The organism is Roseivirga sp. 4D4 (genome assembly GCF_001747095.1).
Lineage (GTDB): Bacteria > Bacteroidota > Bacteroidia > Cytophagales > Cyclobacteriaceae > Roseivirga.
In genome coordinates, this window is the sequence record NZ_MDGP01000001.1 from 3319599 (window position 1) to 3344975 (window position 25377).

The 25377-nt window shown below is 42.5% G+C and carries 21 protein-coding genes; 12 read left to right on the top strand and 9 right to left on the bottom strand.

What is annotated here, in order from left to right; all coding sequences use genetic code 11:
* Positions 1–140: 140 nt before the first annotated feature.
* Both BFP97_RS14550 and BFP97_RS14555 read right to left on the bottom strand, forming a co-directional pair.
* Positions 141–2807, bottom strand: a complete 2667-nt coding sequence (locus tag BFP97_RS14550) for a M56 family metallopeptidase (RefSeq protein WP_069843120.1) — start codon at positions 2805–2807, stop codon at positions 141–143.
* Entirely contained in the window at positions 2794–3168 is a 375-nt protein-coding gene (locus BFP97_RS14555) for a BlaI/MecI/CopY family transcriptional regulator (protein WP_069843121.1), read from the bottom strand. The genes BFP97_RS14550 and BFP97_RS14555 overlap by 14 nt, the downstream gene beginning before the upstream one ends.
* 138 nt (positions 3169–3306) lie before the next feature.
* On the opposite strand from BFP97_RS14555, the gene BFP97_RS14560 reads away from it, so the two are divergent.
* The 6 genes from BFP97_RS14560 to yjjX all read left to right on the top strand — a co-directional run bounded on the left by BFP97_RS14560 (position 3307) and on the right by yjjX (position 12721).
* Positions 3307–4248: an ion channel gene (locus BFP97_RS14560; protein ID WP_069843122.1), complete on the top strand. Its 942-nt coding sequence runs from the start codon at positions 3307–3309 to the stop codon at positions 4246–4248.
* A 92-nt stretch (positions 4249–4340) separates the two neighbouring features.
* Complete coding sequence (locus tag BFP97_RS14565) at positions 4341–6806, top strand: prolyl oligopeptidase family serine peptidase (protein WP_069843123.1); 2466 nt, start codon at positions 4341–4343, stop codon at positions 6804–6806.
* A 153-nt stretch (positions 6807–6959) separates the two neighbouring features.
* Positions 6960–7334 carry a DoxX family membrane protein gene (locus BFP97_RS14570; protein ID WP_069843124.1) on the top strand — a complete coding sequence of 125 codons (375 nt, stop codon included), beginning with the start codon at positions 6960–6962 and terminating at the stop codon, positions 7332–7334.
* A 117-nt stretch (positions 7335–7451) separates the two neighbouring features.
* The gene (locus tag BFP97_RS14575; protein WP_069843125.1) at positions 7452–10766 is read left to right on the top strand and encodes a WD40/YVTN/BNR-like repeat-containing protein; all 3315 of its coding nucleotides are present in this window, start codon (positions 7452–7454) and stop codon (positions 10764–10766) included.
* A 262-nt stretch (positions 10767–11028) separates the two neighbouring features.
* The gene (locus BFP97_RS14580; protein WP_069843126.1) at positions 11029–12201 is read left to right on the top strand and encodes a tetratricopeptide repeat protein; all 1173 of its coding nucleotides are present in this window, start codon (positions 11029–11031) and stop codon (positions 12199–12201) included.
* Entirely contained in the window at positions 12191–12721 is a 531-nt protein-coding gene (gene yjjX / locus BFP97_RS14585) for an inosine/xanthosine triphosphatase (protein WP_069843127.1), read from the top strand. Before BFP97_RS14580 ends, yjjX begins: the two co-directional genes overlap by 11 nt.
* Before the next feature lie 50 nt (positions 12722–12771).
* Here the strand turns inward: yjjX and BFP97_RS14590 are convergent, their stop codons facing one another.
* Complete coding sequence (locus tag BFP97_RS14590; RefSeq protein ID WP_069843128.1) at positions 12772–14322, bottom strand: M20/M25/M40 family metallo-hydrolase; 1551 nt, start codon at positions 14320–14322, stop codon at positions 12772–12774.
* A 78-nt stretch (positions 14323–14400) separates the two neighbouring features.
* Positions 14401–15366: a hypothetical protein gene (locus tag BFP97_RS14595; protein WP_069843129.1), complete on the bottom strand. Its 966-nt coding sequence runs from the start codon at positions 15364–15366 to the stop codon at positions 14401–14403.
* Between the two features lie 177 nt (positions 15367–15543).
* On the opposite strand from BFP97_RS14595, the gene BFP97_RS14600 reads away from it, so the two are divergent.
* The 3 genes from BFP97_RS14600 to BFP97_RS14610 are packed head-to-tail and all read left to right on the top strand — an operon-like array spanning position 15544 to position 18645.
* The gene (locus tag BFP97_RS14600; protein ID WP_069843130.1) at positions 15544–16449 is read left to right on the top strand and encodes a M20/M25/M40 family metallo-hydrolase; all 906 of its coding nucleotides are present in this window, start codon (positions 15544–15546) and stop codon (positions 16447–16449) included.
* A 7-nt stretch (positions 16450–16456) separates the two neighbouring features.
* On the top strand, positions 16457–17935 hold the full coding sequence (locus BFP97_RS14605; RefSeq protein ID WP_069843131.1) for a DUF5687 family protein: 1479 nt from the start codon (positions 16457–16459) through the stop codon (positions 17933–17935).
* 11 nt (positions 17936–17946) lie between these two features.
* Complete coding sequence (locus tag BFP97_RS14610) at positions 17947–18645, top strand: ABC transporter ATP-binding protein (protein ID WP_069843132.1); 699 nt, start codon at positions 17947–17949, stop codon at positions 18643–18645.
* Here the strand turns inward: BFP97_RS14610 and BFP97_RS14615 are convergent.
* The 4 genes from BFP97_RS14615 to BFP97_RS14630 are packed head-to-tail and all read right to left on the bottom strand — an operon-like array spanning position 18642 to position 22769.
* A complete protein-coding gene (locus BFP97_RS14615) occupies positions 18642–20354 on the bottom strand; it encodes a tetratricopeptide repeat protein (protein WP_069843133.1) in 1713 nt (570 codons plus the stop codon). The two genes, BFP97_RS14610 and BFP97_RS14615, sit on opposite strands and share 4 nt — an antisense overlap.
* A gap of 15 nt (positions 20355–20369) precedes the next feature.
* Positions 20370–21098, bottom strand: coding sequence for a DJ-1/PfpI family protein (locus tag BFP97_RS14620; protein WP_069843134.1), 729 nt, complete (start codon positions 21096–21098; stop codon positions 20370–20372).
* Between the two features lies 1 nt (position 21099).
* Positions 21100–22350, bottom strand: coding sequence for a metal-dependent hydrolase family protein (locus tag BFP97_RS14625; RefSeq protein ID WP_069843135.1), 1251 nt, complete (start codon positions 22348–22350; stop codon positions 21100–21102).
* Positions 22347–22769 carry a VOC family protein gene (locus BFP97_RS14630; protein ID WP_069843136.1) on the bottom strand — a complete coding sequence of 141 codons (423 nt, stop codon included), beginning with the start codon at positions 22767–22769 and terminating at the stop codon, positions 22347–22349. Before BFP97_RS14630 ends, BFP97_RS14625 begins: the two co-directional genes overlap by 4 nt.
* Positions 22770–22820: 51 nt before the next feature.
* Here BFP97_RS14630 and BFP97_RS14635 point away from each other — a divergent pair, with 51 nt between their 5' ends.
* Positions 22821–24236 (top strand): pyridoxal phosphate-dependent decarboxylase family protein, encoded by a 1416-nt coding sequence (locus tag BFP97_RS14635; protein ID WP_069843137.1) that lies wholly within the window; start codon positions 22821–22823, stop codon positions 24234–24236.
* Between the two features lie 17 nt (positions 24237–24253).
* Positions 24254–24799 carry a hypothetical protein gene (locus BFP97_RS14640; protein WP_139135316.1) on the top strand — a complete coding sequence of 182 codons (546 nt, stop codon included), beginning with the start codon at positions 24254–24256 and terminating at the stop codon, positions 24797–24799.
* Here BFP97_RS14640 and BFP97_RS20660 read toward each other — a convergent pair whose 3' ends face one another.
* The gene (locus tag BFP97_RS20660; RefSeq protein WP_139135317.1) at positions 24800–24994 is read right to left on the bottom strand and encodes a hypothetical protein; all 195 of its coding nucleotides are present in this window, start codon (positions 24992–24994) and stop codon (positions 24800–24802) included. It lies immediately after the preceding gene.
* A 106-nt stretch (positions 24995–25100) separates the two neighbouring features.
* On the opposite strand from BFP97_RS20660, the gene BFP97_RS14645 reads away from it, so the two are divergent.
* Complete coding sequence (locus BFP97_RS14645; RefSeq protein ID WP_255399468.1) at positions 25101–25331, top strand: helix-turn-helix transcriptional regulator; 231 nt, start codon at positions 25101–25103, stop codon at positions 25329–25331.
* Positions 25332–25377 lie beyond the last annotated feature (46 nt).

Genomic DNA, 25377 nt, shown 5'->3' on the forward strand with positions numbered 1-25377 from the left:
TTCGTGTTAAAAAATAGTGTTCTGACTATAAAAATAAGACATTTTTATTAGCTAAGAGTCCATATCGGCATTGTTAAGAAACCATAACATAAAAAAGCCCCAACTGACGATCAGTTGGGGCTTTCTGCATAGAAACTGGGCTATTTTCGGGTCGATATCTCTATGACTGTGTCATATGACTTGACTTTTCGTTTAGGAAACTTCTTTAAAGCTTCACCTCGAATAACCTTAATCGTCTTGATCCACTTGTCATATTTGACTAACCAATTATCGGGCATAAATTTGCCATTAAACACGATAACTGAATTATCATAAGCAGCTCTGGCGTCTGTTATGACTTGAGTCGCATATCTTTGTCCACCTTCATCTTCAGAGAAACCATATACTGTTCTTTTCTTAGAAAATAAACGCTCTTCCTGCTGACCACTAGGGTTGATAAGAACATCCATATTAGCCACTGTGATAATTGATATAATCCCATTGTAACCTTTAGTCTCTCCATTTGGATAACGCTTTTGCTGTGCTCTACCTTTAAAGATTTGAATGCTTGCGATGTTCTCTTGTTTGAAGTCGCTGAACTTTAAATCGGGTCTCAACTTGCCATCAACTTCGATTATCGGCTTAGTCCCTGATTCCTGATCAGACTCGTATAAATTCTTAGCGAATTCAAAGCCTTCTGAGCCAAGATGAAATTCAATAGACTTGCCGTCTTCAGAATAGCTCGTTCCTTGAAAAATTTTCTGCTCATTGGCAATCAAATCATCCCTCAAAGCAACTAACTCTTGCTCCTTTTGAAAGATTTCATTGTTTCTTACTTGCTGCCGATCTCTAGCCTCTTCTAACGATTTTTGATAATCAATATACTTTTCGGCATTCGTGGGATAGGCCGAGAGTTCTTTCTTCAATCGGTCCACCATAATGACTTGGTCATTCACCGCCTTAGGGTCTGTATTTTCAGGATCACTTGTTAATTTGAGTATCATCTGATCCAATTTCTGCTGCTCCACCGAGAGCTTGCTTTGCAACTGTCTAGTGGCTTGGGCAAGTTCCTTTTCAAGCTCTATAAGTTCAGCTTGACCTTGCAACTGTTTCTGCTTTTCAACCACTTCCTGACGTTTATAGAAAACCTCCTTTTGTTCAGGTGTCATAACTTCGGTAAAACGAGCAATTTCATCCTCCAAATTGGCAACCTTTTCCACTTGTTTTGGTACCGCCTTTATTTCATCAATCGATGGGTTCTTACTCTTAGTCAGGTCCATTATCATCTTATCCCTCAGTACTGTTTCCTCAGCCCATTCATTGACAAGCCTATCCAATTCTTTAACATTAAGCTCACTATCGGTTCCAGAAAAGTCAAATCCTCTCATCCTTACGAGTTGCTCATCCAATTGACCATTACCACCCATAAAACTATGTTGGTTTCTGGTAGATGCCTTTGACGAATACTTGTAGAGTTTCAAATAAGCCTTTTCGTAAACCTTGAATTCATCTCCTTTAATCATTCTTCCGTTTTTATAGAAGTAGATAGGTGCCCCGTCACCCATGCTAACTGTAACCGAAATTGGGCTTGGATCTTCTAAAAGCTCCATAGTAGCCTGCATAACAGTAATGCTATCAGCCATCAACTCGGAAACTTTTTGGGGGTGATGAGACCATGAGGTTGTAAAAGGAGAATTTACTGATTCTTGATTAAGATTGTCCCCTTCTGATGGGTTCAAGTCAAGCAAGAAAGGGCCAAGGCCATCTGATTTAGGAATAGTGTCTACTTCAACGAGGTCACTTTCCGTCTTGAAGTCTACTTTTTCTCGCTGACTTGTAAAGAGCAATACCGATACTAATATCAGACATGGCAAGATCAACCCTGTCCAATTGGGTTTTTGTTGTTTTTTCATAATTCTATTGACACGTTTGAGTAATTGATTCTTTGAGCTACCGGCAAAGCCAAGAGAAGGAGAGAGCATTGAGAACTCCTTGGCCTTCGTCAGGGCACGTACGAGCGTAAGCCCATCCGCTTGGTGTTCCATCACCATTTCATCTGATGCGAACTCTCGCTCATTGTCAAGCTGACTTTGCAACCACCAAAAAACAGGATGATAGAAATAGACAGCTCGTAAACCGTTGATAACTATGTTGATAAGAAAATCATTTCTTTTCAGGTGAGCGAGCTCATGAAGCAAAATCACCTCCACCTCATCGGTGGTTAGGCCCTGAACAAGCCCTAATGGAAACAGGATCACGGGTTTAAAGTACCCATAGACCATTGGGCTTGATATCTTCATGGATTCTTTAAGCAGAACCTCCCTTTTCAGATCAAAACCATCCTTGAGTTTGTCAAAAAGACGATTCAGCTCAATATCGTCCAAAATGAAAGCACTTGATTTTAAGCGATTTAGGTATAAATAGCCACCAGCAGCACGTAAAAAGATCAAGAGCATTCCGACCGTCCAGAAGACACCAATCCAAGGTGTCATTTGAACCCATTCAAATGCTTCATTTTTGATATCCAGTGATGTGGATACTGGAGCAGAAGTCATGCTTGCCTCTGAATCACTGATAAAACCAATGTCCTGGAGGAGCGTTGTTTCCACATAAGTAGCTGCTGGCTCGTAACGCTGGCTAAAAGTGTAAACACCCATTACCGGAAGCGCCACAATACAGATCAGCAAGAAGTTATGCCTTAGGTTGGCCTTGCTCTTCTTCATGACCCAAAGCCCCACAAAAGCGATCGCCATAACGATGGCCCCTTGCCACAAGGAATCTATCAAAGTCATTCCCAGGGCATCGAATAAATTGTTATTGATCTCCATCTTCCAGCTTCTTTATAAGTTCCTTAATCTTATCGAGTTCTTCCTTCGAGGTTTTCCCACGACCCAATGCGCTCAATACTAGTTGAGAAGAGGAGCCTCCAAAGGCCAGGTCAAGCAATTTGTCTACCATAGCACCTTGAACTTGGTCTTTCTGGGCTACGGCCTTGTAGATATGTGTTCGGCTCGATTCGTCTCTTTCCACCAAACCCTTCTGTGCCATGATTTGCATTAGCTTTAGGGTTGTGGTGTAGCCAGTGTCCTTGGCTTCATTCATTTTATCGTTCACCAATCGAACACTTGAAGGTCCGCTAGACCATAGTATTCTCAATATTTCTAATTCTGAATCTGTAGGCTTCGTCATATTGGTTTTATCTTATCTACGACATCTTTCGTACTTCAATTATATACGAACAGATTCGTACTTCCAAATTTATTACGAAGTATTTCGTAGACAATTTTACCTTTTAACTTTCTTTAAGAATTGTAGTTTTGATTGTTAATGTCAGATCCCAAAAAGAAGTCTGGAAAAAGCGAAGAGCTCGGCTTTGGCCAGAAGGCCTACACTAAAACCACGCGTTTGATCTCCCAAAATGGGGAATTCAATGTAGAAAAAGATGGTCTTCACTTTTGGCAATCATTCGATATATATCACGAGCTGATCTCCATGAAGTGGTGGAATTTTGTTGGGGTAATTACGCTGGCGTTCTTTTTTGCTAATCTGATTTTTGCTGTCCTATACTATATCTCCGGAATTGATAGTATTGCTGGTCACGAAGCAAAACCGGGCATAGACCATTTTATTAACTCATTTTATTTCAGTACGCAGAGTATCACAACGGTTGGTTTTGGTAAGCTGTACCCCAACTCAAATGCTGCCAGTATTTTAGCTGCCATCGAGTCTTTTATAGGCCTGTTGGGTTTTGCACTCGCCACTGGTTTGATGTTCGCTCGCTTCTCTAGACCAGGCAGAAACCTAATCTACAGCGACAAAGCGGTCATCGCTCCTTATCGGGGCATCAATGGCCTTATGTTCCGCTTTTCCAATGGCAATAAGAACCAATTAATTGAGGCTGAGGTAGATTTCGTGATCTCTTATTGGCACCCCAAGGACAACAGGCGAGTTTTTAAAAGCGTGAATCTGGAACGGAAAAAAATTAACTTCTTTTCCATGACCTGGACCATCGTACACCCAATTGACGAGAAGAGCCCTATTTATGGTTGGGATGAATCAGATTTCAAGCAAAGGCAGGTCGAAATCATTGTTATGTTTAAGGCCTTTGACGATACCTATGTACGCCAGGTTTACGATCGTATGAGCTATATCGCGGATGAAATAGAATGGGGCAAAAAATTCGTGCAGATTTACAACAGCGCTGGTAATGGTAAAATCAAAGTTGACATGGAAAAGCTGAGTGCGATCGAACCCGCTCAATTAAATTAACCTTCCATCCCTATTTTTTTGACCTCAGTGTATTAGTCATTGGTTATCAATGAGTCAATTCTAATTTCAATAGTCTGATTAAAGTCATCGCTATGAAATTAAAGCATAACATTTTCAAAATCTGTGGCATTTGCCTTATTGCCACCTGGCTATATGTGGTCCCTGCTCAAGCACAAGAGGGCTACCAGAGGCCACCTGAAGTCATTGCCAAGTTAATAGATGCACCTTCCACTCCTTCTGTGAGCATGGACTCGAAAGGAGAATGGATGCTCTTAATGGAACGTCCGGGTTACCCCAGTATCGAAGAGGTTGCAGCTCCTGAATTGCGGATCGGGGGAACTCGAATTAACCCAGCAACCAATGGCCGAAGTCGTAGAACCTTTATGACTGGGCTGAAACTAAAGAGTATGGACTCGGGAGAGGAGTTTGTCTTTAGTGGGCTTCCTGCCAAACCACAAATAGGCAATGTGGGTTGGTCGATGGATGAAAGCAAAATTGCATTTACCCACACTACTGCTGACGGTATTGAACTATGGGTTGCCGATATAAAGACCAAATCTGCTAAACGCCTGGTAGGCGCCATCATTAATAATGCCTATGTATCAGCCTATGACTGGATGCCAGATAACGAACACCTGATCGTAAGCACCATTGTAGAAGGCAGAGGTGAAGCTCCAACTAAACCTAGAGCACCAAAAGGCCCTGTGTTGCAAGAAACTTCGGGTGCTGAGGCTCCTTCAAGAACCTATCAGGATTTACTCAAAAATTCTCATGACGAGCGCCTATTTGAATACTATACGACTGTACAGTTAAGAAGAGTTGACTTAAATGGCAAGGCCACCATGGTTGGTAAGCCCAGCATTATCAAAAGCTTCAACCCATCTCCTGACGGGAAATATATGTTGACCCAAACCATCCAAAAGCCATTTTCATATTTGGTACCAGCATCCAGGTTCCCATTTAATTATGAAGTATGGGACACCAATGGTAATCTGGTAAAGGTTATGGCGGAGATTAATCTAGACGAAGTAAGGCCAAAAGGTTTTGATGCTACCCGCTTAGGGCCTAGAAGCATGACTTGGAGGGCTGACAAACCTGCTACACTCTATTGGGCAGAGGCGCAAGACGGAGGCGACCCGAAAGCTGAAGTAACAGAAAGAGATGTGGTTTACATGGCATCAGCGCCTTTCGACCAAGCGCCAACAAAATTGGCAGGAACCTCACTTCGTTACTCAGGTATTACTTGGGGAGACGATTCCAGAGCCATCCTAAACGAGAACTGGTGGGCAAAAAGACTTGATAAAAGAACGCTAATAGATCCGTCAAAGCCTGGAAAAGAAGGTACCGTAATCATCGATCGTAGTACTACCGATAGTTATAACGATCCGGGTAGGCCGATGATGAAAAAGACCAAGTATGGAACCTATACCATGATGTTTGATAAGGATAACCTCTTTATGAACAGCATAGGTGGCTCTTCTGAAGGAAATCGACCCTTCCTAAGCAAATTCAATCTCAAGTCGAAAAAACAAGAAATCCTTTTCCGCTCGGAAGCGCCATACTACGAACGACCGATTGATATTCTGTCTTCCAAAGGAGACAAGATCATTACACTTCGTGAATCAGAGAATGAGCCTCCTAACTATTATGTGAGGAATATTAAGAAGGGAACCATGAAACAGGTGACCGACTTTCCTCATCCACAGCCAGATATGATGGCCGTCAATAAGGAAATCATCAAATATCAACGAGAAGATGGTATTGATTTGACTGCAGTACTATATACTCCATCTGGTTATGACAAAGAAAAGGATGGTCCATTACCGGTATTGATGTGGGCTTATCCTCGTGAATATAAGTCGAAAGCGACAGCTGCTCAGGTTAGAGGTACACCTTACTCATTTACCAGGGTTAGTTCTGGTTCTCCATTGTTCTGGGTGCTGAGAGGTTATGCCGTTATGGCCAACACTGAGTTCCCGATCATCGGAGAGGGAGAAGATGAGCCTAACGATACTTTTAGAGAGCAGTTGGTCATGAATGCTAAAGCAGCTATTGATGCAGTAGCAGAACTTGGAGTAGGTGACAGAAATAGAGTAGGTGTTGGAGGTCATTCATATGGCGCCTTCATGACTGCTAATTTGTTAGCCCATTCAGATCTCTTTGCCGCAGGGATAGCCCGTAGTGGGGCTTATAACAGAACCCTGACTCCCTTTGGCTTCCAGCGTGAGCAACGAACATATTGGGAAGCTCCGGAGTTATACAACTATATGTCCCCATTTATGCATGCAGATAAGGTGAACGAACCGCTGTTGCTTATACATGGAGAGGCTGATAATAACTCGGGTACATTCCCAATTCAGAGTATAAGATATTACAATGCCATCAAAGGGCATGGAGGCACCGCAAGACTTGTTATGCTTCCCGATGAAAGCCATGGGTATCGAGCTAAAGAATCGATACTCCATATGCTTTGGGAAATGGACACCTGGCTTGAAAAATATGTGAAGGATGCCGCAACAAAACCGGAACCTACGAGTATTAACTCTAAAGGAAGGTAGTAACAAACACAATCATTTTGCTAGGGCTCGTTAACGCGAGCCCTTTCTTTTTGGCTGGTTAATAGCCTATTACGATTGACATGATGGAACTTTTATTAAGCTAAACTTATTTATACATGTACGTACATGTTTTTAGCTTAAACATTAACCATTATGAATTCTAAAGTTTTATTAATAGCACGAATCCTATTGGCAATCATTATGCTGGTTTTTGGAGTGAACAAATTTGCTAACTTTTTACCACCACCGGAATTGAACGAAGCAGCTGGCGCTTACTTCGGGGCCATTGCAAGTGCTAACGTGCTGAATGTTATAGGTGTGCTGGAGATTTTGACCGGGCTAGCTTTTATATCCGGAAGATATGTTGCTTTAGCATTAATTATCAATGCTCCCATCGCCTTCAATGCATTCCTATTTCATGCCTCATTAGACCCAGCAGGCATTGGTCCAGCAGCCCTATGGATGGCACTGGTAATTGTAGTATTTATTGGAGTTAAAGATAAATTCTCCGAAGTGCTCAAGGCATAGAAAAATTTATGAACCATTAGAAAGCGCCCAATGGCGCTTTTTTTATGCCCTTTGATCAAAGAGTAGTGGTTAATGTTGAATCAATTGGTTTATATTCCTAGGTCAAACAATTAAACCATGAAAAAATACATCTCCCCTCTCATTTTGACTGCGCTATTGTTATTCGTTGTCAATCTTGATTCACTAGCGCAACGCAGAAAAGGTAAGAAAACCGAAAAAGTCGAGGTCGAAGATCCGCTTAAAGGTGTCTCTTTAGGCTCTATGTCCTTTAGAAGTATTGGACCGGCATTGACATCGGGGCGTATAGCCGATCTGGCGGTAAATCCCGACAACCCAAATGAATTCTATGTGGCAGCCGCTGCAGGTGGTGTCTGGAAAACAACCAATGCTGGTACTACTTTCAAACCCATTTTTGATAACTATGGTAGCTACTCCATTGGTTCACTGGCCATGGATCCCAATAACCATAATGTGATTTGGGTAGGAACAGGAGAGAACAATAACCAACGCTCGGTTTCTTATGGTGACGGTGTTTATAAGTCGATTGATGGTGGAGCATCTTTCAAGAAAGTAGGACTGGACAACTCGGAGCATATTGGAATGATCAAAATCGATCCGAGAAACTCAGATGTAGTTTATGTAGCCGCAACCGGACCGCTTTGGAGTGCCGGTGGCGATAGAGGGCTTTACAAAACGATCGATGGAGGCGAAAGCTGGGAAAAAGTCTTAGAAATAAGTGAGCATACTGGAGTGAATGAGATTCATTTCGACCCAAGAAACCCTGATGTATTATACGCTACAGCACACCAAAGAAGGCGTAGGCAGTGGACCTACCTTGGAGGTGGTCCAGAGTCTGGAATTTACAAGTCCACTGATGCGGGTGCCAACTGGAAAAAAGTAAACAAAGGCCTTCCAGGAGGTGATAAAGGAAGAATTGGCATGGCCATTTCTCCAGTCGACCCGGAAGTAATTTACGCTGTGGTAGAAGCTCAATCTGGTAAGGGTGGGTTCTATAAAAGCACCAATCGCGCAGCTTCTTGGCAGAAGATGAGTAGTACTTCTTCCAGCGGAAATTATTACCAAGAAATTGTGGCTGACCCTGTGGACGTTGATCGGGTTTATTTGTTGAATACTTTCACCCTGGTGACCGTTGATGGTGGTAAAACCTTCAATAACCTTGGAGAACGTAGCAAGCACTGGGACAATCACGCCATGTGGATCGACCCGAATAATAACAAACACCTCCTCCAAGGCTGTGACGGTGGCGTATACGAATCTTTCGACCAAGGTCAGACCTGGAAATTCTTTACCAACCTGCCCGTGACACAGTTCTATAAAGTATCTGTAGACAATGCTGAACCTTTCTATAACGTAATGGGTGGAACGCAGGACAATTATAGTTTACATGGCCCTTCTCAAACAGTAAGTCAGCATGGTATTGTAAGCAGCGACTGGATTGTAACACAGGGTGGTGATGGTTTCGAATCTGTTCCAGATCCAGTGGATGACAACATTGTTTATGCTCAGTATCAAAACGGTGGGCTCATTCGCTTCGACAGAAAAAGTGGCGAGGGAGTCACCATTATACCAAGGCCTAGAAAAGGAGAGAAGGCCTACAACTTTAATTGGGATGCACCGCTAATGGTAAGCCCTCATGATCACAAGACATTGTACTATGCAGCCAACAAGCTTTTCAAGAGTACGGATAGAGGTGATTCATGGTCTGTCATAAGCGATGAGTTGGATCAAAATATTGACAGAAACCTGCTGCCGATCATGGGTAAGGTTTGGCCAATGGACGCGGTTGCCAAAAACGGATCGACTTCAAGGTATGGTGCTGCTGTCTCATTAGATGAATCCAGAATCCAAAAAGGTCTTTTATATGTTGGGTCTGACGATGGCCAGATCAGTATTAGCGAAGATGATGGAGCCTCTTGGAGACAAATCAACAGGTTCGAAGGAGTCCCTGAAAACACCTATGTCTACGACCTGATTGCCTCAAAGCATGACGCTAATACGGTTTATGCGGCTTTCAACAATCACAAGAGTGGAGATTTTACGCCTTACGTCTATGTCAGTAACGACAAAGGTTTGACCTGGAGGAATATCAGTGCGAACCTTCCAGAAGGTGCTGTCTATGCGTTGGAACAAGATCATGTTAATGAAAACATCTTATTCGCAGGAACAGAATATGGTGTTCATGTAACAGTCAATGGTGGTGCCAGTTGGACTGCCTTAAAGGCAGGTCTACCTACGATCAATGTTCGCGATATGGCCATTCAGGAAAGGGAAAATGACTTAGCACTCGCCACTTTCGGACGTGGTTTCTATATCCTCGATAACTACAGTCCCTTGAGAGAATTAGCTGAGAAGGCCACAGAGAAAGATGCTCATATTTTTGCCATTGAGGAATCACATATGTTCAATACATGGACACCATTAGGTAGCTTGGGTTCAAGAGAGAAGGGTTTTCAGGGCGAATCATTTTTCACTGCAAAAAACCCAAAGACTGGGGCCGTCATTAGATATTGGGTAAAAGAAAGCCCTACCACATTGAAGGCAGAGCGACAAAAAAGAGAAAAAGAAGCATTTAAAAATGGAGAGGCTATTCCATACCCAACGGTTGAAGCCTTCAAAGCTGAGCAAGATGAACAACCCTCATTCTTGATATTTAGCATTAAAGACCAATCAGGAGAGATTGTGAGCGAACTGAGAAAGCCAATGGGTAAAGGCATGGGCGAAATAGTTTGGGACCTTACTTACATGAGTTTCGGGCAGGTAAATACCAGACAGGCTAGTCAAACACAAAGCCTTCCATCTTCGAATGTCTATGTAGTACCAGGCAACTACACGGTTACTATGAGTAAAAACGTAGGAGGTGAGGTAACGGATCTAACTGACGCTGTGAGCTTCAAAGTGAGTGAGTTGGACAACAGAACCATTCCAGCTAACGACTGGTCTGCCATGGCAACCTTTAAAAAGAAGGCCGTTAAACTGGTGAATGCCATTAACGCCACGCAGAGTGTTCTAGGTCAACTCAACACGAAAATCCAGGGCTATAAAGCTGCAGCGAAGGGTTTACCAGCAAAAGAGTCCGCAGTAATGTTCACGGAAGTACGTGAACTAGAGGCAGAACTCAGGGCAGCTCGAGAGCTATTGAATGGTGACAGAACGCCTAACCGATTAGACATCGATGGAGAATATAGCACTGCCAACAGGGCCCAAAGTGCCATTTTCGACATCTTCGGATCCACTTCAAATGTTACCGGTACTTCTGAAAGAAATTATGACATTGCCGCTGATGAGTTTCAGGGAGTTCTCGATAAAGTAAAAGCACTACATGAAAAGTTCGAGGAAATGGACCAAAAGCTAGGCAGTCAAGCAGGACTACCGCTATTGCCCAGTGCATTACCCAACTGGAAAAAACAATAATCAGGACAGGGTGGCTGACTTAGTCACCCTTTTTTCTTTATAAAGCACAAAAACCTTTCAGGTGCTTGACTACGTTCAACTAGCTAATAGTTTAATGTATGTATATACTGCTACTTGCATAACAATTTTACTGCTGTCACCGACAGATAATTGTATGTAAAAGATTAATTTTGTGTTGTATATTTAAAATTCATTCTGTCCTCGACTTAGTAGTTAAAAGTAGCAAAAGCCTTAAATTTGCTCAGCGCGCTGTGTTGGATCATTGAAATATGTAGTCTTCATACTGGTTTTCTTTTCTTCTGAGAGGGTTATTTCTCAGGACCTGATTTCTGTTGCCTCTACTTTCCTAAATGACAAAAACTATATCGAAGCCAAGTCTTCGATCGATGAAGCCTTTGAAAAAACTACCCTGGTGGACAACCCAGGAGCTTGGTTTATGAAGGCAAGGATCTATCATGAAATCCTGCTTTCCAATGATCGCAACCTGGAGCAATTCAAGCAAAATCGAAATGAGTTTGTAGGTACAATAGTGGAGGCTTACAATAAGACCATTGCGCTATCTGTCCGGACGAGTAACTTTAATGTGCTAGCTAAGAATCAGATTGAGATATTGTGGGCTTATGGAATCAATGAAGGTCAGCGGTTATTTCAGGCGCAGGCTTTTGACAAGGCGATTGAGGCATTTGAAATAGCGAAAATTACTAAGCCCTCCGAATCCCGAGCCTATATTTCCACTGCAGTAAGTGCGCTTTATGCAGGGAAGTATCAACTAGCTATTGATAATTATCTAGCCGTCAAAGACATTGACGATTTACCACGGGACGGTTATGACGGGCTTATTCTTGCGAAACGAAACTTACGCGTTTCGGATCAGGAATTACTTGAGGTGGTAGGAGATGCCCGCTTTGACTACCCAAATCATGTTCCTTTTATTATTGAAGAGGTAAGAACGCTGATCCGACTTGATCGGTTAGATGCGGCCGAGTCGGTTCTCAATACAGCAGTGAAAAGAAATCCAAATGATGCCAGGCTGATCCTAAGACAGGCAGATTTATTCGACATCATTTTCAAAGACGCATATATTAATGGCGAACCGGAGAGGTCTGAACGCTATTTTGAAATGGCCTCCACCAATTACGAGCGCTTCTTAAATCGCAATGCATTGCATTTCGCTGCTAACTACAACTATGCCGTCATGATCAACGAACAGGCTAATCGCGTGTACACGAGAATTAATCTTATGAGCAATGAGGAGTATGAAATGCGCGGTAGAGAAAGCGAAGAAATCGGACATGACTGGACCCGGAAAGCCTTGCCCTATATGGAAAAAGCCTGGGAACTTAAACCTGGTGATACCAAGGTAATGCAGGCCCTCGAAGTATTCTACAAACGTCTAAAATTAGACGATAAGTTAGCCGCACTCAATGGAAACTAAGGTAGTTGTTGGGTCCAAAAACCCAGTGAAGACAAAGTGCACCCAAATCGCTTTTGAAAAGGTCTTTCCAAATGAAAAGATCATAGTTGAGGGTGTCTCGGTACCTTCGGGCGTGAGCGATCAACCCATGTCTGACAAGGAAACCCTTCAAGGCGCTCTAAACCGAACCATTCAGGCCCAAGAAGATTATCCCAATGCCGATTACTGGGTAGGCATAGAAGGAGGTATTGAGGACAGCAAAGAAGGAATGGACGCCTTTGCTTGGGTTACGATACATTCCAAAAACCAAAGTGGGCAAGCTAGAACAGCAACCTTTCAATTGCCCCCAAAAGTTCAGGAATTAGTTCGACAGGGCATCGAACTAGGTGTAGCTGACGACATGGTTTTTCAACGAAGCAACTCAAAGCAAACTAACGGGGCAGTTGGTATTTTGACAAATGACCTCATCGACAGAGCAAGCTATTACGAGCCAGCCGTTGTACTAGCCTTGATTCCATTCTTGCATCCAGAATTATATTAAAAAAGCCACCCCGATGAATCAGAGTGGCTTTAGTGAATTATCTTTTGAGCTTATCTCGATCGATTCAAGCTACTGTCAAAGACTTTCGGCTTTCTTGGCATTTTTTGGTCCATATTGGCTGTTTGCATTACCATTGTGGCAATGATGACTGAGTTCTTCCTTAGGTCAGCCGCCTGTAACCTCTCAAACAAATCCATGTTGGTATGGTGTGTTCTTGTACCATAATCAATTGGATCCTGGATAAACTGAAAGCCAGGTAGTCCAATACCATCAAAAGCCTGGTGGTCTGTTCCACCTGTATTTCTAATGGTTACCGTGTTAGCACCCATGTCTTCGAAGACAGAGAACCAGCTGTCGAAAATTGGCCTAACGGCCTCATTCTGCTGTAAGTAAATACCTCTAATAGCACCGGTTCCGTTATCCATATTATAGTAAGCCGAAAACTTCTCATGCGCCTTGTTTGGTGCTCCATTCTTCATGAAGGTATTCTGAACGTAGTTTCTAGAACCATATAGCCCTTGCTCTTCGCCACTCCAAAGTGCGATGCGAACCGTCCTCTTTAAAGGAACACCAGATTCTTTTAATATTCTGATGGCTTCCATCATTGTAGCCGAACCCGCTGCATTATCGGTAGCACCGGTTCCTGCAAACCAAGAATCCATATGTGCTCCTAACATTACCACTTCATCTTTCAGGTTAGGATCTGACCCTGGAATTTCTGCAATGACATTATATCCTTTCAAGTCATCTCTGTAAAACTCTGTCTTCGTGTCGGCCTCGATCATAACTGGCTCTCCTTTGATGGCTAACCTTACCATTCGATTATAATGCTCAGGAGCTATCTCCATTTCAGGAAGAGCATTAGGATCTCTTCTCGCACCGTTAGATGTAAAGAATGTTCCTTGTCCTCCGCCTCTATGTGTGTTGAGTACCATCTTCACTCCTTCATCTTTGAATAATTGATAAGCTGCATTTCTCAGGTTTGCCCTTCTTCTGAACTCAGAGACTCTTCTTTGAGTGAAGTCTCTATTGGCATTACTCACTCTGGAAGAAGTCATTCCTTCTAATTCATCTTCTGTCCATCTTCTCGCATCAGCCTCGAAAGTAGTTTTAGCCTCAATGGTTGTAGGAAGCATCACGACTTTACCGGCAAGTTTTCCTTTGTACTCTGCTAATTCTGATTCATTCTGAATGTTTACATAAACTACTTCTGCCTGAATTTGACCGTTCGTTCCTGGGGTCCAGGCCTTCGGTATACCAATAATGGCTTGGTAGTATGGGGCAGTCATCGCGAGATAGGACTTTTTCACATCCCACCCAGGACCAAATTCTCCCCAAGGCTCAACCTTAACATTGGAAAGGCCCCACTCCTTCATTTGACCTGCGGTCCAATCATAGGCCTTTTTCAAACCAGATGATCCCGTCAGACGTGGCCCAATTCTATCGGTCAAATTCCAGGCGATGTCCATTACCTGGCTATTGTTCAACCCTTCATCTTTGATTTTATAGACCGCGTTATAATCAACTTCCGTGTTCTGGAAGGCAAAGGCGGTTGTGCCAACAAAAAATAGGCACGCAAAAAGTGTACTTAACTTCCTCATTTTAAGTGTTTTTTTCTAAATATAAGAAGTAAGGCAAAGAGTCGCTTGGAAAATTAGACCTGCGGAAAATATGTGGGATTAATTCGATTTTTCTTGGATAACCTTATCCATTTGAGCTAAAAAGCTGTCTAAGGCCTGATGCCAGGCCGTGGAGGCGTCCCACTCTTTTCCAACATAGATATTATTATTCCTGAGGTCATTCAAATAGAATTTATGAATGATTTTACCTGTTGTTTTCGGCCTATCTGGAAAAGGCAACCAATCATAAACACGACTGTCCGTACCACTAACGAACATGAGCTCATACTGAAAGCCTTCTTGCCTCAAAGCCTGATTCGTTTTTGTGGGATCCTTATAGAATATTTTATTGGTTGTGTCGGTGACCAGTGCTTCTAAGGAATAATTGCGATCCCTCATCTCTTGCTCGAAAACTTCTTGATTATTGAGATTCTCATATCGAAACGAAGGTGGCCCCACCTGTTCAAAAAGCTCTAAATCCATAGCCTCAACAGAAACTTTGAACTCTGCCAACCTTGGTGGAATACTTTTGGCCACTATGCCCAGTTCAACTTCTGGAAAGAAAAACTCGGGTGATTCATTGACCAAAAGATTATCCCTGTACAAAGAACCTGTTTTAAAATAAGTGCTCAATTCGGAAGTGATGCTTTCTAGCTTGGTCGCAGATCTTGCGTAGAAGGTGCTGCCTTTGTCAAAAAATGATGACTTACCATTATAAGGTCCTACAGCAAAGAAAACCGGAGTATCCTCATCCTTGGCTGCAAACAGAATCACGTTTTGAATTTCTCGCTGATTTAAATATTCAGGTATCTCCAAAACCTTATTCGGAATTGAAAAAAGAGATTGCACATTGATATAGGCCACCGCATCAATACCCTCCTCTGCCAGAAACTGCTGCAGTTCATCCACCAAAATCATCCACTCGCTTTGCTCAGCGACCTCAGGCACAGAAAGCAGCACAATGGATTTAGTACTTAGAATATTTTCGGGTGGATATAAGGCTTGGTTAAGCTGAAGCTTTTCCAATAATTGATTAGTCTCAGACTGAGCCTTAGCAGTAAAGCATAGGCAGGTAAGGGCTAAAAAGTAAGTTAACTTCTGTATAAATGGTCGCAAGACTTCGTTTCGTATTGATTAAGTTTATGAAAGTTATTTTAATCACAACATAAAGGATTTTACCAACTTTCGATAACCCTAGTAACGATGCAAAGGTATTCAAATTTCATTGCCCTATTTATTATAGCCCTCTTCATTGCCCTACCAACCACGGCTCAAATCGACCGGCTCGATTCTGAATATATGCTCGATGATTTGAGGAGGCTTTCTCATGATGCTGCTCAAGGTAGAAGAACGGGCACTCCAGGTGCTGAGGCGGCTAGAAGGTTCATTGTAGGTCAAATGAAGGATGTAAGGGCTAAAAGCCTTAATAAGGGTTTCTTACACCCTTTTACATTTAAAAACAGAGCAGGTGAAGAGGTTGAGGGGGTTAATGTGATCGGATATGTTCGAGGGCAGGAGGAGACTGCATTTGTTATCACTGCCCATTACGACCATCTCGGTGTTCGCGATAGCCTTATATATAATGGTGCCGATGACAATGCATCAGGAGTGGCTGCTTTGCTCGCCATGATGGAATACTTTAAAGCTAACAGGCCAAGGCATACTTTGGTCTTTGCAGCATTGGACGGAGAAGAAATGGGCCTTCAAGGTGCGAAGGCATTTCTGGAAGATGATCGGATTCCATTAGAAAACATTGTCTTGAATATTAATATGGACATGATTAGCATGAACGATAAAAATGAGCTTTATGTGGCTGGAACACATCATTACCCTAACCTAAAGCCCATTATTGAAAAAATTGACCCTCAACCTTTGAACTTAAAAATTGGCCATGACTCTCCTGATCTAGGTAATGATGATTGGACTCTGCAGTCTGATCATGGCGCATTTCATAGAAAGGGGATTCCGTTCCTGTACTTCGGAGTAGAAGACCATGCGCATTATCATAAACCAACAGATGTTTTCGAAAATGTGAATCAGGAATTTTATGTACGGGCAGCACACGCCATTTTAGATTGTATTCTGGCACTAGACACTTCACTTAACTGATATAAATATGATTCAAACCTTTATTAGTCATGCCTGGAAAGAGAGTTTCAGGTCACCGATTTGGGCAAAGAATCTACTCGCGAATATCTTTCTGGGTTTTGCCGCAGTCATGCTCATGGTCTACGCCATTATGGCTGGATTCGGAATTGCCTTTGGTCTTGAAGAGGTTGTTCCGGATAAAGACCCCATCGAATTGATCAATGGAGCATTGCTCTATTATTTCTTCTTTGAATTCATCCTGCGCTTCTTTTTACAAAACGTTCCTGTGCTCAGTATTCAGCCTTACTTGCACTTACCGATTAAAAAGAGCCAGTTCCTGAATTTTATGCTCAGAAAAAGTCAGGTAAGTGTATTTAATCTACTGGCATTGTTTCTACTCACACCATCCGCTATCGTGAGAGTAGGGAGAGAGTATGGTGCGCTGACAGGATTTTTATGGCTAGTGATGATTATCGGTATGGTCTTCACCATACATTTTCTCGGTATTCTTTTCAAAAAGAAGCTCAATGATATGCCCAACCTACTGCTAGGTATGGTGATTCTATTTGCTGGCTTGGGAGCTCTCGATTATTTCCAAATCATATCATTCTCTGCCCTATCAGAACAACTGTTTGGAGCAGTCCTAGTGCAGCCGGCCTTTGCGGCCATTCCAGTAGCATTGTGGGTCATTCTGTATAGGCTCAACTATATATACCTGGCTAAGAATACTTATCCTGAAGAGATTTCTACCAGGAAGAACAAAACGAAAATATCAGGAGACTTTTCATTCCTCAAGAGGTTTGGGCGCATTGGAGAGTTGATTGGGCTTGAACTGAAGCTAATTTTAAGACACAAGCGACCAAGAAATACCCTAGTAATTAGTGGAATGCTACTTTTATATGGATTGATTTTTTATACACAAGACGTCTATATGGAGCAAATGAGTGGCGTTTTCCTATTCGCAGGAATTTTCGTTACGGGCGCCTTCTTTATCAACCATGGTCAATTCTTACTAAGCTGGGAAAGTGGTTACTTCGATTTTGTCTTAATTCGAAAGACGAATATTCGACAGTATTTTGAAGCTAAGTATTATATGTTCGTTGCAGCAGCAACTGTTGCCTTTGTGGCCTCTTTGGGGTATGCTTATTTCGGCTTAGAAATTGTCCTCTTCAACTTGGCAGCATACCTATTTAACATTGGGGTCAACCTTCCATTCGTTATGCGGATCGCTATGTTCAACCCTAAGAAAATTGACCTCAATAAAGGTGCTGCTTTCAACTACGAGGGTGTTGGTGCAGCTCAATTCTTAATCGCCATACCGGTGCTAGTTTTACCTTATGTATTCTACGGTCCGCTATTGGCAATGGGTTATGGTACATATGGCCTTTTGTTAGTGGGCTTAGTAGGGTTAATTGGATTCTTACTAAGAAACAAGGTGATAGACTATCTCACTAAATCATTTACAGAAAACAGACATAAAATTGCAGCGGGCTTCCGTGCACAATAAATTATTGGATTATGATTGACGTTAAAGAACTTTCTAAAGCATATAAGGGCGTTGAAGTAGTCAACATTCCTGAACTATCCATTGGCAAAGGAGAAAGCTTTGGTTTGGTAGGTAATAACGGAGCAGGAAAAACGACTTTCTTTAGGATGATCCTAGACTTGGTGAGGCCCACAAAAGGAACCGTGACCTCTAAAGGTGTTGATGTTCAGGCTTCGGAAGACTGGAAGTTCTACACAGGATCCTTTCTTGATGAGTCTTTCTTGATCGACTATTTGACCCCAGACGAGTATTTCGAATTTGTAGGTTCACTGCATAATTATTCTCCTGGAGATATGAAAGAGTTTCTAAGCCAATTTGAAGCGCTTTTCAATGATGAGATTGTCGGAAAGAAGAAATATATCCGTGACCTTTCTAAGGGTAACCAAAAGAAAGTGGGAATAGCTGCAGCTTTGATGGGCAGCCCAGAAGTAATTCTCCTAGATGAGCCCTTCGCAAACCTCGACCCAACCACTCAAATCAGGCTAAAAAACTTACTAAGAGAGTGGAAAGAAAGTCATCAGTTGACCATGCTGATCTCTAGCCATGACCTCAACCATGTCACGGAGGTTTGTGAAAGAATTGTTCTTTTAGAAAAGGGTGAGATCAAACAAGATATTGCTACCAGTGCATCGACCTTAAAAGACCTGAAAGAGTACTTCGCTACCTATTAAGATAGCCTAAACCGTACCATCCAATCACTATATAAGGCTTTCAAAGAAACCCTATCTCCCTGTTCAACCCTTTTGGGCTGTTCAAAGTAATATATGGCTTGAAGCCAGTGGTCCAATTCACCTCCTGGCCCAGAAGAATAAGTGTCTTCTTCATCCATATGCAGGTCAAACCAAAAAGCAACAGCTTGCACCATTCCATTGTCAGAAACAGCTATTTCTAGCTGATCAATCTCAGGATTATCAAAATCAATCTCGTACTCATGAATATTATAAAAGTCATAAGAACGCAGATCGAATATTTCGCTAAGTCCCTTGTAGTCTTGGTTTGCCAAATTCACTGGCGTATAAGTATCTGAAACTCGGAATTCATCAAATATCGAGAGATCAAACCCAGATATGGTCTTGATTGGATTCACCTCATGCAGTTTTGGAATCTCAATCAGTTGAGCTTTCAGAGCAATGCCTGCAGGAATTATCTTGACATCTGATGTTCCCATCTCACTCTTTGCCTGTCTCAATGAAGGAAGAACCCCTTCACCTAAACCTCCTGAATCTAGTATTTCAGAAACTATAACATTGAACTTGCCTGTATAGTCTTCACCGGGTTCCAAATGGTCTGACCGTTTATTTATCACACTAACCCTGTCGGTATAACCATTGGCCTGAACAATTCGGGTGGCAACCTTGGCAATTTCAGGGTTTACTTCACAAGCAAGTATAGATTCTGCTCCTGCTCTTGCAGACATCATAGACAACAGTCCTGAGCCAGTACCAATATCAAGTACTCTTGACTTTTTATCAATACATTTCACTATTGCTTTCTCAAATGCATCATTCCTCTTGGAGTCTGCCAGCATATCAAAATGCCACCTGGGTATCTTTAAAGCTAACATTCCTTCAAGAGAATGCTTGGCCTTTTGGTTGTTTGGGTCGATAGAAAGAATATGTTGATAAACCTTCTCGGCTTCGCTATGTTTGGATTGCTCCGTAAACAAATGCGCCAAGGATATCAGGTCCTCAATATTGTCTGGGGCAATACCAAAGGACTCAAACCATTGTGCCGCATCTTCATGGTTTCTCACTTCTGTAACATCTGATTTACCGACCACTATTTTTGGGTCTTCTAAAACAGTCTTGCCCTGTAAGGACCTTACTTCATTTAGCTTAGCCAATAATTGATGATTTTCTGGATCTCTCTCTAAGAGAACCTCCAGATAATACTCCGTCTTCTCATACTCCTTTAACTCATAATGAAGAGATGATAATTGCATCAGTGCCGGATAGAGCTCTTTGTTCAATTCATATGCCTTACCGAAAGACTGAATGGCCAACTTATGATTACCCATAGCCACCTGTAAATCACCAATATTAAAGTGTAATTCAGCAGCGTTAGGAAACAGTTTCAATGCCTTTTTGAAACTTGTTTCGGCATTTTCGAATCTGCCCCTAGACTTTTCAGCAGAACCAATGCCTATCAATGCCTCTTTATTATTGGGGTTTATTTTTGTTGCTTCTTTAAAACTACGAATGGCGTCTTTATACTTTTTCAATCCAAAGTACACCGTGCCTAAAAGCGAGTGCACTTGATCAGAGTGGCCAAACGTTCCACTCAGTTTTTCTAACGTCTCGGCAGCTTTTTTAAGATCTCCTTTTTGGTAGTTCTGTATGGCTTGCATCAGCTCTTGCTGTGCCTGATATGCATCGTTCATTGTGTGTGTTGTTCTTTAAGGTAAAATACTTTTGATATCACCTACATTCCAGTCGATTACCAAGCCTTTGGCCACTCCTTTTGCCTTTTGCTTTCCATAGAGGTATTCAACCAGATAGAGTGCAGGGTCATATGATTTTGCACCACCAGCAGAAGTAATCGCCTTGCCATCGTGGACAAAACTCACCTCTTCATAAATATCCAGTGCCGGGAAACGCGCTCGCATCTTGTCTATGTCACTGGGAAAAGTAGTACACTTGACATCATCTAATAGACCTGCCTGAGCCAGAATAAAAGCGCCATCACATAAAGACATTACAAATTGAGCCTTGGTGCCTGTTTCCTTCACAAAATTGATCAACACTTCATCCTCCAGATCAGAATCCATGTTGTGTTCTGCACTGGGTACCACGAGTACATCAATTTCAGGTGTATTCTCAAAACTGTAGTGTGGCGTGACTGTAATTCCCTCAAAGGTCACGATGGGCTCAAGCGTTGGTGAGACAATAAAGGTCTTCATGCCTGGGTCGGTATGAAAAATAGTGTGTTGGAAAATGTCATAGGGCGCCATGAGCTCGGAGTTATAAACTCCATTAATTGCTAAGAAACCAACGTTCAAGACCTTTTTAGGAGCGTCTTCCGGCTTATGTATTCCTAAACTTGTCTGTGCAACTTCTTTTGGTTTCTCACTTGTCATACACCCGGACAGGAGTATTAATAGGCTTAAAAAATAGACTCTTTTCATATCAATTTCCTTTATAGATCACTCCATCCTTCATGACCAGTTCTACTCTTCTCAAATTTGAAATATTGTCTAGTGGATTACCCTCAACAGCAATGATATCAGCTAGAAACCCACTTTTTATTTGACCCAATCTATCCAAGTGGAACATGTTCGCGTTCAGCAAAGTCGCAGATTCCAAAGTGGATTGAGGACTCATTCCATAATCAACCATCATTTCCAGTTCTCTTACATTATCACCATGGCTGAAAACGCCAACATCTCCTCCGAAGACAATCTTAACACCGGAATCCAGAGCCAACTTAAAAGACTTTCGCTTATTCGTTATTCTAGCAGGTTCAGGGTCAACCCCTTTATTCCAGCCCCCGTACTGCGTAATGGCATCCCCTGCCGCGAGTGTTGGGCAGAAGCCAATTCCTTTTTCCGCCATCAAAGCAAACAACTCTGGTGTGCCACCATCACCATGCTCTATGGTTTCAACTCCAGCCTCTATTGCTCTTCTCATTCCTTCTGGTGAAGAAGCATGAGCAACTACATATCGTCCGCTGCTTTCTGCAATCTCTACGATGGTTTTAAGTTCTTGGATGGTAAAAGTAGCCTGCGCAGTCCTGTCTGGACCCCACCGGTAATCAGCATAGACCTTAATAAAATCCGCTCCGTTCCCAATTTGGTCTCTTGTCACCTTGATTAGGTCATCATAACCATCGGCCGGTTCTGCTCCAAGTGGCACTTTCACTCCTTCGTGAAAGCCTTTGGGTCCGTAACTTCCTGTAGCGACAATTGCTTTTCCAGCAACTAACAACCTTGGACCTGGGATCACCCCTTTTTCCATTGCTTGTTTTATGCCAACATCAGTATAGCCAGCTCCTTCTGAACCTAAGTCGCGCATGGTAGTAACCCCTGCCATCAAAGAAGCCCCCATATGGTTTACCGCTCTTGCCGAGCGTTCTGCCCAGGATTCTTTAAGCACCTGGTCATTCCAGGAAGTCTCATTATATGGGTGAAGCAGAATATGAGAATGCCCTTCAATAAGCCCCGGCATCAGAGTCATTCCCTTGAGGTCGATTGTTTTCTTGGCCTGAATATTTTTTTGTGGTCCAGCGTAAGTAATTTCATTTCCAGTAACGGTCACCACCCAGTCAGTATGCATTGACTTTCCATCAAAAACGCGATCGGGTTTTAGCAAGTAGTCTACTTGGGCAAAAGCCAAAACCGAAATACTGAGCATTATCGCTATGATCAGTTGTTTTCTCATTTTGCAAAAATTTGAGATGGGTCTTTGAATGACTTGAATTCAAGTGCATTACCGCTTGGATCTAAAAAAAACATGGTGGCTTGTTCTCCCACTTCCCCTTCAAATCGGATGTAGGGTTCGATAATGAACTCCGTTCCTACTCCCTTAAGTTTATCCGCCAATGCATGCCATTTCTCCCAGTCTAATACTGCCCCGAAATGACGAACTGGTACATTTTTGCCGTCCACAGCATTGGTGTGTGCTGCAGCCAGTTCCTCTGGTTTCACATGTGCACTCAACTGGTTACCAAAGAAATTAAAGTCGATCCATTTGTCTGTAGACCGGCCTATTTCGCAGCCCAATAGGCCTCCGTAAAACTCACGAGTTGATTCAATATCCTTAATAGGGAAGGCCAAATGAAAAGGAGCGTTCATATGCATTTGTTTTCGGTAAAATCATCAATAATTTGCACGAAAGCAAAGGGGAAAGAGATGAACACCGAAGACTTTCGAAAGCATGCCCATGAATTGGTCGACTGGATGGCTGACTATTTTGACAATGTAGAAGACTATCCAGTCTTGCCTGACATTCAGCCTGGTGACATCTTCAAGCAGATTCCCGCTGCTCCTCCTCATACCCCGGACACTTTTGAAGCCATTTTCCAAGACTTTAAGGATGTCATTATGCCGGGCATCACACATTGGGAAAGCCCAAACTTCATGGCCTATTTCCCTGCCAATAAAAGTAAAGCCTCTGTCCTTGCCGAAATGCTAATGAGTACCCTCGGCTCACAATGCATGATTTGGTTGACCTCACCTGCAGCGGCAGAATTAGAAGAAGCAGTTATGAATTGGGTACGTGACATGCTCGGCTTACCTAGCACATTCACCGGTGTCATTCAAGACACTGCCTCCACCGCCACGCTTTGTGCCATACTCACTGCGAGAGAGCGAGCCTCTGAATATGCTGTCAACGAAAAGGGTTTTGACGAACAGAAGTTCACGGTTTATGCTTCTTCTGAAATTCATTCTTCCATTGAAAAGGCAGTGAAAATCGCGGGGATCGGAGCCGCACAATTCCGCCCAATCGAAGTCGATGAAAACTTCGCTATGAGAGCAGAAGAATTATTAGATACAATCGAGGAGGATATTGAAAAAGGCTTTACTCCTTTATGTGTGGTGTCGGCAATTGGTACCACCAGTACCACAGCCATAGACCCCATTTCAGCGATCAGTGATATCTGTAAGCAATACAAAATCTGGCACCATGTCGATGCTGCTTATGCGGGAACAGCGTTAGTCTTGCCAGAGCTAAGGTGGATGTCTGAAGGGATCGAAGAAGCAGATTCATTTGTTTTTAACCCTCACAAATGGATGTTTACCAACTTCGACTGTACTGCTTACTATGTAAAAGATCCCGTTGCCTTGGTCAACACATTCACCATTACCCCAGATTACCTCAAAACTTCTGTTGATGGTGAAGTCAAAAATTATCGCGACTGGGGAATTCCTTTGGGTAGAAGGTTCCGAGCCCTAAAACTTTGGTTTGTCATTCGTGAAATGGGTGTAGAAGGCATTCAGGAGACAATTAGAAAACATATTACACTGGGAAAATGGCTTGCTAATGAGGTCATTGCACATCCTGATTTCGAATTAATGGCACCGGTACCACTCAACACGGTTTGTTTTAGGTATACCTCAGGGCCTGAAGGTCAGCTTGATGAAATCAATGAACAGATCATGATGAGGATAAACCAGTCGGGTAAACTCTTCTTTACCCAAACCAAGTTACATGATCGGTTTACTTTGAGACTTTCTTTCGGTAACACTAACCTAGAAGCTTACCATGTGGAAAATGCCTGGAAACTGATCCAGGAGACTGCTTCTAAACTCAAACAACCACGGTGACATTGGGTTAGGGTTTTATGAACAAGAACTTAGCGTTTTGTATAGCGTTTTTGCTCGTCTTGGGCTGCAACCCTGATAAGCAGACAAAGGTCGACAAGGATAAAATTGTTTTTACTACAGATGACGCCTCAAGGCTCTTTTTTAAAAATGTAAGAAGAATCTATTATGAGCTAGAAGTAATGGAAGCTGCAAAGCTTGACATCTATCGACACAAGCAAAGAGACCTTTCTACTGAAGCTCCAGTAATCAACCTAGCGATTGTAGATAATTGGCGGTATGATGAGGCGTATTTGCTGCTAGAACCTAACGAGGTCATCGGCAAGCAAAACGAACTTACCGTTCAGTGGGAACTGGGAGAAGAAAATGGCGAAATTATTTATACCCCTGGCAACAAAACCACACAAGTCGCCTTCACAGACAAACTCTATGATCGACTACAGCAGGGCTGTCGGTTTAAACTTCAAATAAACAATAATTGGGTTTCTTTTCTTGACTCGGATAAGTCGAGAGAAGCCTTCAGGGTTACAATGTTTGACTATTACAGACTAGTCAAACGCATTTGATTAATGCTCTTCTTTTTTCTTCTTACCCTTAAAAAGGGCATCGTGCTGACTTAGCGCACCGACAAAACCGATAAGGATTACAACAATCCAGATAAATGTATTTGCGCCTGAAGCGATTGGTGGATCAAACAACATAGTTCTTACTGTTAAGGCCACAAAGATAGTCCAAATCTCAAATGTTAAGTAGCGGTTCACATTTTTTTAACAGCAGTGTAACAATAAAGTCTAATTCGGGAATAAAATGTAATAAAAAGTTAACCAGACTTGTCCTAAAAGGCATCGCTTTTGACTCTATTTTCGAATGTCAAAAGTTCCAAAAGGAATGAAGAGCATTTTAAAGCAAGAACGTAAGAAGAGAAAGATTACCCAAGAGCAACTTGCTCAAATGGTGGGGGTATCCAGACAAAGCATCAATGCTATAGAAAGAGGCAAATACACCCCTTCTACGGTACTATCGCTTAAAATTTCTGAAATCTTTAATACTTCCGTTAACAAACTCTTCGAGCTGGAGCCCTCAGATTACCAAGGTTAGAACCTCCATAATTCCCGTATTTTCTTTAATTTGATATGTCAAGCTA

Bases quoted from the DNA above. Each gene is read 5' to 3' on its own strand.
- BFP97_RS14550 (WP_069843120.1), bottom strand. From the start codon at position 2,807: ATGGAGATCAATAACAATTTATTCGATGCCCTGGGAATGACTTTGATA.
- BFP97_RS14555 (WP_069843121.1), bottom strand. From the start codon at position 3,168: ATGACGAAGCCTACAGATTCAGAATTAGAAATATTGAGAATACTATGG.
- BFP97_RS14560 (WP_069843122.1), top strand. From the start codon at position 3,307: ATGTCAGATCCCAAAAAGAAGTCTGGAAAAAGCGAAGAGCTCGGCTTT.
- BFP97_RS14565 (WP_069843123.1), top strand. From the start codon at position 4,341: ATGAAATTAAAGCATAACATTTTCAAAATCTGTGGCATTTGCCTTATT.
- BFP97_RS14570 (WP_069843124.1), top strand. From the start codon at position 6,960: ATGAATTCTAAAGTTTTATTAATAGCACGAATCCTATTGGCAATCATT.
- BFP97_RS14575 (WP_069843125.1), top strand. From the start codon at position 7,452: ATGAAAAAATACATCTCCCCTCTCATTTTGACTGCGCTATTGTTATTC.
- yjjX (WP_069843127.1), top strand. From the start codon at position 12,191: ATGGAAACTAAGGTAGTTGTTGGGTCCAAAAACCCAGTGAAGACAAAG.
- BFP97_RS14590 (WP_069843128.1), bottom strand. From the start codon at position 14,322: ATGAGGAAGTTAAGTACACTTTTTGCGTGCCTATTTTTTGTTGGCACA.
- BFP97_RS14600 (WP_069843130.1), top strand. From the start codon at position 15,544: ATGCAAAGGTATTCAAATTTCATTGCCCTATTTATTATAGCCCTCTTC.
- BFP97_RS14605 (WP_069843131.1), top strand. From the start codon at position 16,457: ATGATTCAAACCTTTATTAGTCATGCCTGGAAAGAGAGTTTCAGGTCA.
- BFP97_RS14610 (WP_069843132.1), top strand. From the start codon at position 17,947: ATGATTGACGTTAAAGAACTTTCTAAAGCATATAAGGGCGTTGAAGTA.
- BFP97_RS14615 (WP_069843133.1), bottom strand. From the start codon at position 20,354: ATGAACGATGCATATCAGGCACAGCAAGAGCTGATGCAAGCCATACAG.
- BFP97_RS14620 (WP_069843134.1), bottom strand. From the start codon at position 21,098: ATGAAAAGAGTCTATTTTTTAAGCCTATTAATACTCCTGTCCGGGTGT.
- BFP97_RS14625 (WP_069843135.1), bottom strand. From the start codon at position 22,350: ATGAGAAAACAACTGATCATAGCGATAATGCTCAGTATTTCGGTTTTG.
- BFP97_RS14630 (WP_069843136.1), bottom strand. From the start codon at position 22,769: ATGCATATGAACGCTCCTTTTCATTTGGCCTTCCCTATTAAGGATATT.
- BFP97_RS14635 (WP_069843137.1), top strand. From the start codon at position 22,821: ATGAACACCGAAGACTTTCGAAAGCATGCCCATGAATTGGTCGACTGG.
- BFP97_RS14640 (WP_139135316.1), top strand. From the start codon at position 24,254: ATGAACAAGAACTTAGCGTTTTGTATAGCGTTTTTGCTCGTCTTGGGC.
- BFP97_RS14645 (WP_255399468.1), top strand. From the start codon at position 25,101: ATGTCAAAAGTTCCAAAAGGAATGAAGAGCATTTTAAAGCAAGAACGT.